Annotated in this window: 13 protein-coding genes and 1 pseudogene; 7 read left to right on the top strand and 7 right to left on the bottom strand. The window is 66.0% G+C overall.

Features of this window, described 5'->3' with window-relative positions:
- The first annotated feature begins 4 nt into the window (after positions 1-4).
- The 3 genes from murU to P0M04_RS11190 are packed head-to-tail and all read left to right on the top strand — an operon-like array spanning position 5 to position 3,226.
- Positions 5-730, top strand: a complete 726-nt coding sequence (gene murU, locus P0M04_RS11200; protein WP_259450561.1) for an N-acetylmuramate alpha-1-phosphate uridylyltransferase MurU — start codon at positions 5-7, stop codon at positions 728-730.
- The gene (gene pepP, locus P0M04_RS11195; RefSeq protein ID WP_259450560.1) at positions 730-2,058 is read left to right on the top strand and encodes a Xaa-Pro aminopeptidase; all 1,329 of its coding nucleotides are present in this window, start codon (positions 730-732) and stop codon (positions 2,056-2,058) included. The genes murU and pepP overlap by 1 nt, the downstream gene beginning before the upstream one ends.
- Positions 2,051-3,226: an FAD-dependent monooxygenase gene (locus P0M04_RS11190; RefSeq protein ID WP_259450559.1), complete on the top strand. Its 1,176-nt coding sequence runs from the start codon at positions 2,051-2,053 to the stop codon at positions 3,224-3,226. The genes pepP and P0M04_RS11190 overlap by 8 nt, the downstream gene beginning before the upstream one ends.
- Here the strand turns inward: P0M04_RS11190 and P0M04_RS11185 are convergent, their stop codons facing one another.
- Genes P0M04_RS11185 through P0M04_RS11175 form a run of 3 tightly spaced genes read right to left on the bottom strand, consistent with a single transcriptional unit; the run spans position 3,227 to position 6,169 of the window.
- Positions 3,227-4,684 (bottom strand): NAD(P)(+) transhydrogenase (Re/Si-specific) subunit beta, encoded by a 1,458-nt coding sequence (locus tag P0M04_RS11185; RefSeq protein ID WP_259450558.1) that lies wholly within the window; start codon positions 4,682-4,684, stop codon positions 3,227-3,229. It lies immediately after the preceding gene.
- On the bottom strand, positions 4,681-5,034 hold the full coding sequence (locus P0M04_RS11180; RefSeq protein ID WP_259450557.1) for an NAD(P) transhydrogenase subunit alpha part 2: 354 nt from the start codon (positions 5,032-5,034) through the stop codon (positions 4,681-4,683). Before P0M04_RS11180 ends, P0M04_RS11185 begins: the two co-directional genes overlap by 4 nt.
- Before the next feature lie 16 nt (positions 5,035-5,050).
- Complete coding sequence (locus tag P0M04_RS11175) at positions 5,051-6,169, bottom strand: Re/Si-specific NAD(P)(+) transhydrogenase subunit alpha (RefSeq protein ID WP_259450556.1); 1,119 nt, start codon at positions 6,167-6,169, stop codon at positions 5,051-5,053.
- A gap of 246 nt (positions 6,170-6,415) precedes the next feature.
- On the opposite strand from P0M04_RS11175, the gene P0M04_RS11170 reads away from it, so the two are divergent.
- The 3 genes and pseudogenes from P0M04_RS11170 (at position 6,416) to P0M04_RS11160 (ending at position 8,632) form a co-directional block, all read left to right on the top strand.
- Positions 6,416-6,919, top strand: coding sequence for an NUDIX hydrolase (locus P0M04_RS11170; protein ID WP_259450555.1), 504 nt, complete (start codon positions 6,416-6,418; stop codon positions 6,917-6,919).
- Position 6,920: 1 nt separating this feature from the next.
- A pseudogene (gene mnmA / locus P0M04_RS11165) lies at positions 6,921-8,029 on the top strand (tRNA 2-thiouridine(34) synthase MnmA).
- A gap of 123 nt (positions 8,030-8,152) precedes the next feature.
- Complete coding sequence (locus P0M04_RS11160; RefSeq protein ID WP_259450553.1) at positions 8,153-8,632, top strand: chemotaxis protein CheW; 480 nt, start codon at positions 8,153-8,155, stop codon at positions 8,630-8,632.
- Between the two features lie 107 nt (positions 8,633-8,739).
- Here the strand turns inward: P0M04_RS11160 and P0M04_RS11155 are convergent, their stop codons facing one another.
- Positions 8,740-10,527: a putative bifunctional diguanylate cyclase/phosphodiesterase gene (locus tag P0M04_RS11155; RefSeq protein ID WP_259450552.1), complete on the bottom strand. Its 1,788-nt coding sequence runs from the start codon at positions 10,525-10,527 to the stop codon at positions 8,740-8,742.
- 181 nt (positions 10,528-10,708) lie between these two features.
- Between P0M04_RS11155 and P0M04_RS11150 the strand changes: the two genes are divergently transcribed.
- A complete protein-coding gene (locus P0M04_RS11150) occupies positions 10,709-11,449 on the top strand; it encodes a GAF domain-containing protein (RefSeq protein WP_259450551.1) in 741 nt (246 codons plus the stop codon).
- Positions 11,450-11,459: 10 nt separating this feature from the next.
- Here the strand turns inward: P0M04_RS11150 and P0M04_RS11145 are convergent, their stop codons facing one another.
- Genes P0M04_RS11145 through P0M04_RS11135 form a run of 3 tightly spaced genes read right to left on the bottom strand, consistent with a single transcriptional unit; the run spans position 11,460 to position 13,309 of the window.
- Complete coding sequence (locus P0M04_RS11145) at positions 11,460-11,843, bottom strand: response regulator (protein ID WP_259450550.1); 384 nt, start codon at positions 11,841-11,843, stop codon at positions 11,460-11,462.
- Between the two features lie 13 nt (positions 11,844-11,856).
- Complete coding sequence (locus P0M04_RS11140; RefSeq protein WP_259450549.1) at positions 11,857-12,633, bottom strand: 5'-3' exonuclease; 777 nt, start codon at positions 12,631-12,633, stop codon at positions 11,857-11,859.
- 7 nt (positions 12,634-12,640) lie between these two features.
- Positions 12,641-13,309: a glutathione S-transferase gene (locus tag P0M04_RS11135; RefSeq protein WP_259450548.1), complete on the bottom strand. Its 669-nt coding sequence runs from the start codon at positions 13,307-13,309 to the stop codon at positions 12,641-12,643.
- Positions 13,310-13,348 lie beyond the last annotated feature (39 nt).

Below are 13,348 nucleotides of genomic sequence, written 5' to 3'. Positions count from 1 at the left end.
GCCGATGAAAGCCATGATCTTCGCCGCCGGCCGCGGCGAGCGGATGCGTCCGCTGACCGACACCTGCCCCAAGCCCCTGCTCAAGGTGCGGGGCCGTCCTCTCATCACCTGGCACGTGCTGAACCTCGTGCGCGCCGGTATCAAGGACATCGTCATCAACCATTCCCACCTCGGCCACATGATCGAGGAAGAACTGGGCGACGGCAGCCGCTACGGCGCGCGCATCGTCTACTCGCACGAGCCGACGCCGCTGGAAACGGCCGGCGGCATCGCCAACGCGCTGCACCTGCTCGGCGACGAACCGTTCCTGGCCGTCTCCGGCGACATCTACGCGCCCTACTTCGACTTCGAACAGGTCCTCGATGCGCTCAAGGACGTCGACGCCGTCGGCCAAGTCATCCCGCCCGAAAAGCGCGACATCGCCTGGCTGTACCTGACGCCGAACCCGTGGCACAACCCGGACGGCGACTTCGGCCTGACGATGTACACCTTGTCCAACGAGGGCAGCCCGAAGTGGAATTTCGCCGGCATCGGTGTCTATCGTCCTGAAATGTTTGACGGGATCAAGGCTGGCGAGTTCCTGAAATTCGGCCCGCTGATGCGCAAGTTCATTGACCAGGGTCGCGTGGGCGGCGAGATCTACGACGGCCAGTGGGTCAACGTCGGCACCGTGCGCCAGCTCGAAGAACTCAACGCGCCGCCCGGCTCCGTTTTGAAGGCGGGCGCCTGATGGATTACGCCGCACGACGCGCGCGCCTGGCCGCGCAGATGCAGCCGGGCGCCGTCGCCGTGCTGCATACCGCACCGGAAGTCCTGCGCAACGGCGACAGCGACTACCCGTACCGCCACGACAGTTCGTTCTACTACCTGACCGGCTTCACGGAGCCGGAAAGCGTGCTGGTACTCGTCGCGGCAACGGACGACAAACCGGCCCGTTCCATCCTGTTCTGCCGCGAGAAGAACGTCGAGCGCGAGATCTGGGACGGCTACCGCCACGGCCCGGAAGCGGCGCGCACGGCGTTCGGCGTCGACGACGCCTACCCCATCGGCGAACTGGATACGCACATGCCGCGCATCCTCGCCAACGCGCCCGCGCTGTACTACGCGGTGGCGTCGAACGCCGCCCTCGATGCGCAGGTGACGGGCTGGATCAAGGCCGTGCGCGCGCAAGGCCGCACCGGCACGACGGCGCCCGACACGTTCGTCAACCTGGTGCCGCTGCTGGACGAGATGCGGTTGATCAAGGACGCCGACGAACAGGCGCTGATGCTGCGCGCCGGCGAGATCTCGGGCGGCGCGCACGCCCGCGCGATGCGCGCGGCAAAGCCCGGCATGTTCGAGTACGAACTGGAAGCGGAACTGCTGTACGCCTTCCGCAAGCACGGCGCCCAGTTCCCGGCCTACACGCCGATCGTGGCGTCCGGCCCGAACGCCTGCATCCTGCACTACAACGTCAACGACCGGCAGATGCAGGACGGCGACCTTGTGCTGATCGACGCCGGCTGCGAGCTCGATGGCTACGCATCCGACATCACCCGCACGTTCCCGGTGAATGGCCGGTTCACGGACGCCCAGCGCACGCTGTACGAACTGGTACTGGCCGCGCAGGACGCCGCCTTTGCCGCCATCGCGCCGGGCCGGCCGTACAGCGCCTTCCACGAAGCGGCGCTGCGCGTGCTCGTGCAGGGCATGCTGGACCTGGGCCTGATATCGAACCATGCCACCGTCGACGACGCCATCGCAAACAAGGCCCACGTCCCGTTCTACATGCACGGCACGGGCCACTGGCTCGGCATGGACGTGCACGACGTGGGTGCTTACCGCGACGTGACCGTGCCCGAAAAACCTTCGCGGCCGCTGCAAGAGGGCATGGTCGTGACCGTGGAACCGGGCATCTACGTGCGCCCGGCGGACGGCGTGCCGGAACGCTTCTGGCACATCGGCATCCGCATCGAGGACGACGTCGTCGTGACGCAGGACGGTTATCGCCTGCTGACGGCGTCCGCGCCGAAGACGGTGGCCGAGATCGAGGCGATCGTGGGGACGGCGCATGGCTGAAGATCTGGATCTGCACGTCGATGTCGCGATCTGCGGCGCGGGACCGGTCGGCCTCGCGCTGGCCGCGCTGATGGCGCGCCGCGGCGTCGAGCCGAAGCGCATCGCGCTCGTGGATGCGAAGGCGCTGGGCCAGGCGATCTCGGACCCGCGCTCGATCGCGCTGTCGTGGGGCAGCCGCCAGCTGCTGGTCGACGTGGGCGCCTGGGCCAACGTGCAGCCGCACGCGACACCGATCCACCAGATCCACGTGTCGCGCCGCGGTCACCTGGGCCGCAGCATGATGGACCGTGCCGAACACGATCTCGACGCGCTGGGCTATGTGGCGCGCTACGGCGACGTCGTCGACGCGCTGGTGCGCGCCTGCGACCGCGCGGGCGTGCAGAGCTTGCGGCCCGTGCGCGTGGCGGCATTGCACGAAGACCGCGACGGCGTCGTGCTCGACCTGGACGATGGACGCAAGCTGCATGCGAAGGTGGCCGTGCAGGCCGAGGGCGGCGTGTTCGGCGAACAGGCGGAACGCACCCAGCGGCGCGACTACGCGCAGACTGCCGTCATCGCACGCGTGTCGACGAGCCAGCCGATCCCGCACCGCGCCTTCGAACGCTTTACGGACGAGGGCCCGCTCGCGCTGCTGCCGCAGGACGGCGCGGACGGCCATCAATATGCGCTCGTGTGGTGCGTGCGGCCGGAACGTGCGCAGCAGCTGCTGGACCTGGGCGAAGCCGACTTCCTGCGCCAGCTGGGCGACGCATTCGGCGAACGTCTCGGCACCTTTACGCGCGCCTCGGAACGGGCGGCGTTTCCGCTCGGGCTGAATGCCGATCCGCGTTTCAGCGCACGCACGGTCGCCATCGGCAATGCGGCGCAGACCTTGCACCCGGTCGCGGGACAAGGTTTGAATCTCGGCCTGCGCGATGCGGCCGTGCTGGCGCGCCTGCTGGCACGCGGGATCGACCAGGATCACGGCATCGCGGACGCGCTGGCGCGCTTCGCGGAAGAGCGTGCGCGTGACCGCGGCGCCATCATCCGCACGACGGATGCGATGGCGCGCGTGTTCGCGGATACGGGGCCGCTGCAGCCCCTGTTCGGGCTCGCGCTGGCGGCGCTGGATACCGTCAAACCAGCGCGGATGTTGTTGGCCGAATTGATGATGTTCGGCCGCCGCTGATTACTCCACCGCCTTCACCATCGACTCGATCACCTTCTTCGCATCGCCGAACACCATCATCGTGTTCGGCTGATAGAACAGATCGTTGTCCAGCCCCGCATACCCCGACGCCATCGACCGCTTGTTGACGATGATGCTCTTGGCTTTATAGGCCTCCAGGATCGGCATCCCCGCGATCGGCGATTTCGGATCCTTCGCGGCCGGGTTCACGACGTCGTTCGCGCCCAGCACGAGCACGACGTCCGTCTGGCCGAATTCGCCGTTGATGTCTTCCATCTCCGCCACCTGGTCATACGGGACTTCCGCTTCCGCCAGCAGCACGTTCATGTGGCCCGGCATGCGGCCCGCCACCGGGTGGATCGCGTAGCGCACCTGCACGCCGTGTTCCGTCAGCTTGTCGACCAGCTCCTTCACCGTGTGCTGCGCGCGCGCTACCGCGAGGCCGTAGCCCGGCACGATGATCACGGATTCCGCGTTCTGCAGGATGAACGCCGCATCTTCCGGCGAGCCCGATTTCACGGGGCGCTGTTCCTTCGCGCCGCCCGTATCTGCCGCTGCCGCCTCGCCGCCGAAGCCGCCGAGGATCACGTTGAAGAACGAACGGTTCATCGCCTTGCACATGATGTACGACAGGATCGCGCCGGATGAGCCCACGAGCGAACCCGCGATGATCAGCATCGAATTGTTCAGCGAGAAGCCGATGCCGGCCGCGGCCCAGCCCGAGTACGAGTTCAGCATCGACACCACGACGGGCATGTCCGCGCCGCCGATGGGGATGATGATCAGGACGCCCAGCACGAATGACAGCACGGCCATCACGATGTACGGCGTCCATGCCGGCGCGGCGCCGTCCGAAAAACAGAACACGAGACCCAGGCCGACGATGGCGAGGGCGACGATCAGGTTGATCATGTGCTGGCCCGGGTAGCGCACGGGCGCGCCCTGGAACAGCCGGAATTTATATTTGCCGGCCAGCTTGCCGAACGCGATCACGGAACCGGAGAACGTGACAGCGCCGACGAACGTGCCGATGAACAGTTCCAGCCGGTTGCCGAACGGGAGCCCTTCGCCGCGGGCGGCAATATTGAAAGCCCACGGCTCGGACACGGCCGCGATGGCGATGCACACGGCCGCGAGGCCGATCAGCGAGTGCATGGCGGCGACCAGTTCCGGCATCTTGGTCATCTCGACGCGCTTCGCCGCGATGGCGCCGATGGCGCCGCCGACGACGACACCCAGCAGCACGAGTCCAAAACCCATGCCGCCCGTCTGCATCTGCTCCTTCAGCTTGAACATCAGGGCGATGGTGGTGATGACGGCGATGCCCATGCCCGTCATGCCGAACGCGTTGCCCATGCGCGCGGTCGACGGCGAGGACAGGCCCTTCAGCGCCTGGATGAAGCACACGGACGCCACGAGGTACAGCAGCGTCACGACGTTCATGCTGATCATGTTCATGCGGCCTCCTTGGCATGGACGGCGTCGGCGGCATCCTTGGCGTTCGGCATCGGCTTCGCCTTCGGTTCCTTCTTCTTGAACATCTCCAGCATGCGCTGGGTGACGAGGAAGCCGCCGAACACATTCACGGCGGCCAGCGCGACGGCGATGGTGCCGGCGATCTGGCCGGTCAGGCCTTCCGTCAGGCCGGCCGCCAGCATGGCGCCGACGATGATGATGGCGGAGACGGCGTTCGTCACCGCCATCAGCGGCGTGTGCAGCGCGGGCGTGACGGTCCACACGACGTGGTAGCCGACGTAGATCGCCAGCACGAAAATGATCAGGTTGATGATGGTATGGCTGATTTCCATGACGCGTCTCCTTGATTTACGCCGCTTTGCGCAGCACGTCGCCGTCGATGGCGACGAGCACCGCGCGCACGATCTCGTCCTCGCGGTCGATGACGAGCTTCCCGTCCTTGTCGATCACGAGTTTCAGAAAGTCCAGCACGTTGCGGGCATACAGGGCCGAGGCGTCGGCCGCCACCAGCGCCGGCAGGTTCGGCTCGCCGATGATCGTCACGCCGTGCTTGACGACCGTTTTATCCAGTTCCGTCAGCGGGCAGTTGCCGCCCTGCTCGATGGCCATGTCGACAATCACGGAGCCCGGTTTCATCGCGCGTACCGTCTCTTCCGAGATCAGCACCGGCGCCTTGCGGCCCGGGATCAGCGCGGTCGTGATGACGATGTCCGCCAGCTTCGCGCGCTCGTGCACGAGCTCCGCCTGGCGCCGCATCCAGTCGGCCGGCATCGGACGCGCATAGCCGCCAACGCCTTTGGCGATCTCGCGTTCCTCGTCCGTGAGGAACGGGACGTCGATGAACTTGGCGCCCAGCGATTCCACCTGCTCCTTCACGGGCGGACGCACGTCGGACGCCTCGATGACGGCGCCCAGGCGCTTGGCTGTCGCGATGGCCTGCAGGCCGGCCACGCCGACGCCCATGATCAGCACGCGCGCCGCTTTCACGGTACCGGCAGCCGTCATCAGCATCGGCATGAAGCGCCCGTATGCGTTCGCGGCCGTGATCACGGCTTTGTAACCCGCGATGTTGGCCTGCGACGACAGCACGTCCATCGATTGCGCGCGCGTGATGCGCGGCGCCGCTTCCAGCGCGAACGACGTGATGCGCTGCTGGGCCAGTGCGGCCAGGTTGTCGGTATCGAACGGGTTCAGCATGCCGACGAGGGCGGCGCCCGGCGTCATCAGCGCACGCTCTTCCGCGTTCGGACTACGTACTTTCAGGACGAGGTCGGCCCCGAGCGCTTCCGCCGCGGTCCCGATGCGGGCGCCGGCGGCAACGTAGGCGTCATCAATCACGGAAGCATGCACGCCGGCCCCGGACTGCACGATCACTTCATGCTGGGCCGCCAGCTTCTTGACGGTTTCGGGAGTTGCTGCGACGCGCGTCTCGCCCGGCCTCGTTTCGGCCGGCACACCAATTCTCATGATGCCTCCGTAAAATTGATAAACTGTCCACAATCTAGCATGTAATGCCCCGATCAATACAGATAAGTGGTTTTTCGTAAACAGATCGGCAATTCTCATGGCATAGCCCGCCAGAACCTAGACGAACTTACAAGCTTTTTGTTTCAAATCAATATTCAAACTTGTCCGAAACTGTTGCACCGCAGCGTGCGCCCGAGCAACGCACGTTCCATCAAGGTAGAATGTCGGCTCACTACAAGGACGCGCATGACCCATACCTTCAGACCGTCAGTCACCGTCGCCGCGATCATCGAGCGCGATGGCCGCTTTCTGTTGATCGAAGAAGAAACCAGCGACGGCATCCGTTTGAACCAGCCCGCCGGCCACCTCGACCCGCACGAATCGCTCGAACAGGCGGTGATCCGCGAGGCGATGGAAGAGACGGCGCACGAGTTCATCCCGGAAGCCCTCGTCGGCATGTATCTGTCGCGCTACCACTCGAAGTCGCGCGGGCACGATGTGACGTATTTGCGCTTCACGTTCTGCGGCAAGGCCGGCAGGCAGTACGACCAGGCGCTGGACCACGGCATCCTGCGCACCTTGTGGCTCACGCGCGACGAACTGGCCGCGTGCCAGGAGCGCCACCGCAGCCCCATCGTGCTGCGGTGCGTGGACGATTACCTGGCGGGCAAGCGTACCCCGCTCGAACTGCTGTACACGGACCACTCGGTCTTCGACGGCGGACTCACCATCAAACCGGACGTAACCTGAAATGAGCAAAAAGAAAGTCGTGATCGGGATGTCGGGCGGCGTCGACTCCTCGGTCGCGGCCTGGATGTTGAAGGAACAAGGCTATGAAGTCATCGGCCTGTTCATGAAGAACTGGGAAGACGACGACGATTCCGAATACTGTTCCACGCGCCAGGACTGGATCGACGCGGCCAGCGTGGCCGACGTCGTCGGCGTGGACATCGAGGCGGTCAACTTCGCCGCCGAATACAAGGACCGCGTGTTCGCGGAATTCCTGCGCGAATACCAGGCCGGCCGCACGCCGAACCCGGACGTGCTGTGCAACGCCGAGATCAAGTTCAAGGCCTTCCTCGACCACGCGATGAAGCTGGGCGCCGACCTGATCGCGACCGGCCACTACGCGCGCGCGCGCCAGAACGTCTCGACCGGCAAGTTCGAGCTGTTGAAAGCGCTCGATTCGACCAAGGACCAGAGCTACTTCCTGCACCGCCTGAACCAGGCGCAGTTGTCGAAATCGCTGTTCCCGCTGGGCGAAATCGCCAAGACGGAAGTGCGCAAGATCGCGGAAAAGCTGAACCTGCCGAACGCGGCGAAGAAGGACTCCACGGGCATCTGCTTCATCGGCGAGCGCCCGTTCCGCGAATTCCTCGGCCGCTACCTGCAGCACAAGCCGGGCCCCATGAAGCTCGATAACGGCCAGACGGTGGGCGAGCACGTGGGCCTGTCGTTCTACACGCTGGGCCAGCGCAAGGGCATCGGCATCGGCGGCCTGAAGTCGCACAAGAACGCCGACGGCACGAGCGAGCCGTGGTTCGTGGCGCGCAAGGACATCGCCACCAACACGCTGTACATCGTGCAGGGCCACGATCACCCGTGGCTGCTGTCGGAGCGTCTCGGCGCCGGCCAGGCCAGCTGGATCGCCGGTGAGCCCCCGAGCCCCGAGCCCTGTCGGCCAAGACCCGCTACCGCCAGGCCGACGTGCCGTGCACGGTCGCGGCCGAAGGTCTCGACCGCTTCACGCTGGACTTCACGGACCCGCAATGGGCCGTGACGCCGGGCCAGTCGGCCGTGCTGTACGACGGCGACGTCTGCCTGGGCGGCGGCATCATCGATACGGCCAGCGCCGTCTGATTGTTGCGTTCATCCCCCAGCCACGGCATTTTTGTTCACGATTGTCATTTGTCCATCGTATCTGACACAAAAATGTCGTAACCTCTCGGTATATTGCCACACGGAAATTAGCGAGGATTATCAATGGCCGAAGACATCGTCAACAACGCGACCGAAGTGCTGTCGTTCCGCCTGGGCGGCGAGGAATACGCCATCAGCATCCTGAAGGTCCAGGAAATCCGCGGCTACGACGCCGTCACGCGCATCGCCAACGCGCCCGAGTACCTGAAGGGCGTCGTCAACCTGCGCGGCAGCATCGTGCCGATCGTCGACATGCGCATCAAGTTCAACGTGGGCGCGCCGACCTATGACGCGTTCACCGTCGTGATCGTCCTGAACATCAACAACCACACGATCGGCATGGTGGTGGACAGCGTCTCGGACGTCGTCACGCTGACGCCGGACCAGATCAAGCCGGCGCCGGACCTGGGTTCGACCGTGTCGGGCGAATACCTGCGCGGGCTGGGCACCGTCGACGACCGCATGCTGATCCTGCTCGATATCGACGGGCTGATGGGGTCGGAAGAGATGGGGCTGTTGGCTGCTGCGAAAGACGCGGCCTGATAGCCGTCGTCCCCGCGAAGGCGGGGACCCAAGTTTTACGCGCATCGAAACACATGCAAAATTAGGCCCCCGCCAAGGCGGACGGCTAGTCCGGGGGCGACGTTGTTTTAAAGCGCGACTGCTTCTACTTTCCCGCGTTTTTCCACCCACTGCACGAACGCCTGCGGCGCCAGCGGCCGCGCATACAGATAGCCCTGCGCTTCGTCGCAATCCGCTTCCTTCAGCACGTCCACGACGTCCGCCGTCTCCACCCCTTCCGCCACCACGCGGTGTCCCAGGTCGTGCGACAGCTTGATCATCGCCGCCACCAGTGAGCGCTTGCGCTCGTCGCGTTCGATGCCGCGCACGAACGACTGGTCGATCTTGACCACCTGCGCCGGCAGGCTTTGCAGATAGGCCAGGCTGCTGTAGCCCGTGCCGAAATCGTCGATCGCGAGCCGCACGCCGGCCGCATCCAGCGCCCGCAAGGTGGCCTCGGCCAGCCGCGGATTCTTCATCAGCGCGCTCTCCGTGATCTCCAGCGCGAGGCTCGATGCCGGCAGGCCGTGGCGGCGCAGGCCGTCGACGATGTGCTCGCAAAAGTCCGGCTCCTGCAGGTTCACGGCCGACACGTTCACCGCCACCTGCAGTTCGATACCCGCTTCCCACCACGCCGCCAGCTGGCGCAACGCCGTCTCCACCACCCAGTGCGTGGTCGCGCGCACCATCGACGTCTGCTCGACGATGGGGATGAACTCGGCCGGCGACACGTCGCCGAACGTCGGATGCGTCCAGCGCAGCAGCGCTTCCGCGCCGATGCACGCTCCGCTGCCCAGGTCGACCTTGGGCTGGTACACGAGGCGCAGCTGGCCGCTGCTCTCGAGCGCCGCGCCGAATTCGTTGATGAGCCAGAAGCGGCGCCGGTACACGGCGTCCTGCTCCCACGAGAACACGGACATGCCGCGGTCCATCTCGAACGCGTGGCGCGCCGCCGAGTGCAGGTTGCGCAGCAGGTCCGCGCACGCCGTGGCGCCGATCTGGAACGGCACGATGCCCACAGTGGCCGTCGTCACGAAGCGCGACGTCACCGATTGCGCGCGCTGGCGCAGCCAGTCTCCCAGTTCCGCGTAGAACGCGTCCAGTTCGCTGCCCGCCGGCGCGATGAAGGCGAATTCCGTCGCGCCGATGTGGTACACGGTGCTCGTCCTGCCGATCGTCGCGCCCAGCATGCGCACGGCCTCGCCGACGATCTCGTCGAGGTAGGACGCACCCATCGCCCGCATCGCGCTGCCCAGCTGTTCCGGGCTCGCCAGGTTCACGAGTGCGGCGAGACGGTGTTCGCCGCGCGGGCTGTCCATGGTGAGGTCCTTGAAATCGTCGAGGAACTGCGTGCGGTTCGGCAGGCCGCTGACGGCGTCCACGCGGCCCAGCGCGTGCTGCAGCTCGATCTGGTCCATCACCATCGCCGCAAGGTCGGTCAACGCCACGCGCTCGGCATCCGTGATCGTGCGCGGGCTCGGGCCCAGCACGCAGATCGCGCCCAGGCACCACCCGTCGTGCGTGACGAGCGGCGCGCCCGCGTAGAAGCGCACGCCCGACGAAGCCAGCACGCTGTCGTGGTAGCACGCGTCGGCCTGCAGGTCTTCGATGACGAGCATCGCACTCTCGTCGGCCACCTGCGCGCACGGCGCCTTCATGCGCGGGATCGAGTCGTGCTCGACGCCCACGCGCGATTTGAACCACTGGCGATTGCTGTCCGTCAGCGACACCGCCGCGATCGGCAGGCCGAACAACTGGGCGGCCATGCGGGTGATGCGGTCGAAGGCCTCGCTCGGGGGCGTGTCGAGCAGGTTCAGCTTGCGCAACACATCGAGACGGGCCGTTTCGCCGCGCGGGCGCAGATGGGACAGGGGCATGGTTGCCTTATTTGATTTGACGAATTTGACTAATTTATTGGATTCTGAGCGTCAAATTTCCCAAGGTCAATAAATACTTCGATCATATAATCAAATACTTGCTGGATAAACCGGAAAGCAACAACTCAAATCCGTCAATTTTGTTGATGCGTGAGACACATGCAAGTAGAATGCCGTGACCATGCCGACATCCCGCATCGACGATTCCGACGATCCCGTCCTCACCACCGCTGCCGCCGCGCGCCTGCTCGGCGTGGCCGTCAGCACGACCCAGTTGTGGCTGGAAAGCGGCGCCCTGCCGTCGTGGAAGACGCCGGGCGGCCACCGGCGGGTGCGCCAGTCGTCCGTGCAGCGCCTGCTGGCCGCCAAGGCCGGGCAGCCGCAACCGGCACACGTCGGCCCGGGCACCGATCCGGAGTTCCGGCCCGGTCCCGCGCCGGGCCACCCGCTGCCGCAGGACGAAAAGGCGCGCCTGGCCGCCGTCGCGGCGAGCGGCCTGGTGGACTCGGCGCCGGAGCCCGTGTTCGACCGCCTGACGTGGCTCGCCACGCAGGTGACGGATTGCCCGATGGCGCTCGTCACGGTGCTGACGTCGCGCCGCCAATGGTTCAAGTCGCGCATCGGCATCGATCTCGCGGAGACGCCGCGCGACTGGGCGTTCTGCAGCCACGCGATCGTGCAGGAAGAACCGTTGATGGTGGAAGATGCCACGCGCGATGTGCGCTTCGCGGCCAACCCGCTCGTCACGGGACCGCTGCACGTGCGCTTCTACGCCGGCGTGCCGCTGGTCGATGCGGGCGGTCACGCGCTCGGCACCCTGTGCGTGCTGGACCGCGAACCGCGCCGCCTGCGTGCGCGCGAAATCAAGGCGTTGCAGGAACTGGCGGCCATCGCCGTGGAGGAGCTGCGGCGCCGGGGCTAGGACGGCGCGCTCAGGGCCCGCGGTGCTTCTTGACGATGGAGATGACGGTATTGCGGATCGTGCGCAGCACCGTGTCGGCCTTGAACGGCTTGACGATGAAGCCGTGCACGCCGGCCGCGACCGCCGCCTGGATGGCAGGGGCGTCAAGCGAGCCGGAGACCATGAAGATCAGCGTCTTGGGCAGTTGCGCGCGCAGTTGGTCGACGGCTTCCTGGCCATCCTCGAACTGCTCGCGCGCGATGCAGAAGATGTGCGGCTGGTGCTTGAGCGCGAGCGCAAAGCCGGCCGCCGCCGTATGGGCCTGGCCGGCCACGTCGTAGCCGCCGTCCGTGAGCACGGTGTTGAGCAGGCCGCGCGCTACGGCGCTGCCGTCGACGATGATCGCCTTGAGCATCGGTTTCCTTTCTTCAGTCTGACTCGTAGGCCAGCATGTTCCACGTGACGCCCAGCCGCACGTCGGTCTTCAGTTGCACCAGCTTGCGCGACACCTCGAGGATCTCGCGTTCCGCGCGCAGGCGTTCGCCCAGCGGCGTCTTGAGGATGCCGGCGCCGGCCATGACGGCGTCCAGGTCGCCGTACGCATTCAGCAGCCGCGCCGCCGTCTTCATGCCGACCTTCGACACGCCCGGCACGCCGTCCGTCGGGTCGCCCATCAGCGCCAGCAGGTCGTGCAGGCGCTCGGGCGCGACGCCGAATTTGTTGCGCACCCAGGCGTCGTCGTGCCACTCGCCCTTGAAATGATCCCACACGAGCGCGCCGTGCGCGATCAGCGCGTGCAAATCCTTGTCCGTCGTGGCGACGACGGCATCGCCGCGCCCTTCCGCCAGCCAGCGCATGATGCCCGTGCCGATCACGTCGTCGGCCTCGACCTCGGGCAGCATCAGCACGTGCAGGCCCACCTTGCGCAGGCGCTCGTGGAATTCCGGCAGCGCCTCGCGCAGCACGCCCGGCATCGGCGCGCGGCCTTCGCGGTAGCGCGGATACAGCGCGTGCCGCCACGTCGGACCGCCGTAGTCGAACGCGGCCAGCACGTGCGTGGGCGCGTGCGCGTCGAGCAGGTTGCGGAACGACGAAAATGCGTGGCGCAGCGCGATGCTCGCCTTGAGGTCGGAGTCCGGCTCGGGACTCGCCTCGTACACGCGCCGCACGATGTTCAGGCCGTCGATGGCCAGCAGCTTCGCCATGTGTCCCTTACTTCAGAAAGTCGTATTGCCCGCCCCGTTCAAGCGCGCGCTTGTAGGCCGGCCGCGCGTGGATCTTGTCGAGGAACGCGACGAGATTCGGATATTGTCCTCCCAATCCGCCGCGCGATGCCGCCGCTTCCAGCGGAAAGCTCAGCTGGATGTCGGCGGCGGAAAAATCGTCGCCCACGAACCACGCGTGCTTGCCGAGTTCCCCTTCCAGGTAGCTGAGGTGCTGGCGGATCTGCGGCAGCACGTAGCTGTCCTTGACCTTGTTCGAGATCGCCTTCGCGATCGGGCGCACGAAGAACGGCGCCGGGCTCTTTTCCACCTGGTCGAACACGAGTTTCAGCAGCAGCGGCGGCATCGCCGAACCTTCCGCGTAATGCAGGAAATACGTGTAGCGCAGCCGCTCGGGCGTGCCGGGCTTCGGTGCCAGCGTGGAGCCATAACGGTCGACGAGGTATTCGACGATCGCGCCCGACTCCGCCACGATCGTGTCGCCATCCTGGATCGCGGGCGACTTGCCGAGCGGGTGCACGGCGCGCAGTTCGGGCGGTGCCAGCATCGTCTTCGGATCGCGCTGGTACTTCCTGATCTCGTAGTCCAGGCCCAGTTCTTCCAGCAGCCACAGGATGCGCTGCGAGCGCGAGTTGTTCAGGTGATGGACGATGATCATCGATAGTTACCAGCGTGGGAAAGGCGGTAGCTTAGCATT

This window comes from Telluria mixta, assembly GCF_029223865.1.
Taxonomy (GTDB): domain Bacteria; phylum Pseudomonadota; class Gammaproteobacteria; order Burkholderiales; family Burkholderiaceae_D; genus Telluria; species Telluria mixta.
Note: the sequence above shows the minus strand (reverse complement) of the source record. Positions and strands in the feature narration are given on the sequence as shown.